This is a genomic window from Frankia sp. Mgl5, from assembly GCF_023242985.1.
Taxonomy (GTDB): Bacteria; Actinomycetota; Actinomycetes; order Frankiales; family Frankiaceae; genus Parafrankia; species Parafrankia soli.
Map to the genome: position 1 here is coordinate 1 of NZ_JALKFY010000382.1, position 231 is coordinate 231.

The window sequence follows — 231 nt, forward strand, 5'->3', positions numbered from 1 at the left end:
GTATACCTGCTTGGGCACCGTCATCCACGAGTCGTAAAAGCGGTGGAAGCACAGTTGAAACGCTACGCATTGCACAGCCAGGAGATGATCGACCCGCTGCGCGGCTATCTGTCCCAACTTGTTGCCTATATTACGCCTGGCGACCTGCAGCACAGCTATCTGGTAAACTGCGGCACGGAAGCGAATGAAATGGCGCTGAAGCTGGCTCGTCTGGCAACGGGGAAGAAGTAT

1 protein-coding gene is annotated in these 231 nt (G+C 55.4%); it reads left to right on the plus strand.

Features of this window, described 5'->3' with window-relative positions:
- Positions 1–6 precede the first annotated feature (6 nt).
- A partial coding sequence (locus MXD62_RS40480) for an aminotransferase class III-fold pyridoxal phosphate-dependent enzyme (protein WP_368862366.1) occupies positions 7–231 on the plus strand: 225 nt, incomplete at its 3' end.